Below are 291 nucleotides of genomic sequence, written 5' to 3'. Positions count from 1 at the left end.
GATATTATTACCCGGATTATATTGATTCATATTCTATCCGGGTAAATAAGGCGCCGGTCTCCACGAGGTTCCGCCGATGTCCGTTTCCCCCGACCAACGCCCCGCCGTTCGCAAGGCCCTGCGCGCCGCGTTCGGGACCGAGGGCCTCGACGGCTGGACGCCGGTGTCCGGCGGGCTGTCGGGGGCGGGGGTCTACAGGATCCGCGTCGGCGGGATCGCCTATCTGCTGCGGCTCGAGGGCGGGCGCGACGGGTTGCGCGACCCGCATCGCGGCTATGCCTGCCTGAAGCT

General features: G+C 66.7%; 1 pseudogene. It reads left to right on the top strand.

Annotation, left to right across the window (positions count from 1 at the left end):
* Nucleotides 1–76 precede the first annotated feature (76 nt).
* Nucleotides 77–291, top strand: a pseudogene (locus tag EIK80_RS25550) (aminoglycoside phosphotransferase); the annotation flags it as partial.

Source organism: Caulobacter sp. 602-1 (assembly GCF_003931565.1).
GTDB lineage: Bacteria > Pseudomonadota > Alphaproteobacteria > Caulobacterales > Caulobacteraceae > Caulobacter.
This window is presented reverse-complemented; position numbering and strand designations above follow the sequence as displayed.